Below are 840 nucleotides of genomic sequence, written 5' to 3' on the forward strand. Positions count from 1 at the left end.
TGGACGGCCTGCAAACCCTGACCGTCGGCGGCATCGCCGTGGTCACCAACGGCGTGGCGGCGGGCTTCCCGCAATCGGCACCTACCCCGTTGGGCAGCACCCTGACCATCACCGGTTACAACCCGGCGACGGGCGTGATCAGCTACAGCTACACCCTGGTCGATAACGAAACCCACCCGAACGCCAACGGCGCCAACAGCGTCGTCGAGAACTTCAGCGTCGTCGCTACCGACACCGATGGCGACAGTGCGACCGGGCAGATCAACGTCAACATCGTCGACGACCTGCCGAAGGGCGTAAACGACAGCAACGGCACCGCCTCTGAATCCCTGCTGACCCTCAATGGCAATGTCCTGACCAACGACGTGCAGGGGGCTGACCGCGTACCGACTGGCGAAAACGCCGGCCCGATCACCCCCGGCACCTTCGCCGGTACCTACGGCACCCTGGTGTTGAATGCCAACGGCACCTACACCTACACCCTGAACACCACTGACGCCGACTTCAAAGCCCTGCACGGCGGTGGTGACGGCAGCGAGACCTTCCAATACACCATCACCGACGCGGACGGCGACACCAGCACCGCCAACCTGGTGCTGCAGATCCACAACAACGACGACACCGTCACTCTCGACGGCCTGAACGTCTATGGCGGAGAACTGACCGTCTACGAGAAAAACCTCAGCGACGGCAGCAACCCAGCCACCTCGGCGCTGACCCAGAGCGGCACCTTCACCGTGACGGCGCTGGACGGCCTGCAAACCCTGACCGTCGGCGGCATCGCCGTGGTCACCAACGGCGTGGCGGCGGGCTTCCCGCAATCGGCACCTACCCCGTTGG

1 protein-coding gene is annotated in these 840 nt (G+C 64.6%); it reads left to right on the forward strand.

All coding sequences use genetic code 11. The features are described from left to right. On the forward strand, nt 1-840 hold an 840-nt coding region (locus KW839_RS27310; protein WP_218426043.1), incomplete at both ends, for an Ig-like domain-containing protein.

Origin of the sequence: Pseudomonas sp. PDM31 (genome assembly GCF_019218965.1) — a bacterium.
Lineage (GTDB): Bacteria > Pseudomonadota > Gammaproteobacteria > Pseudomonadales > Pseudomonadaceae > Aquipseudomonas.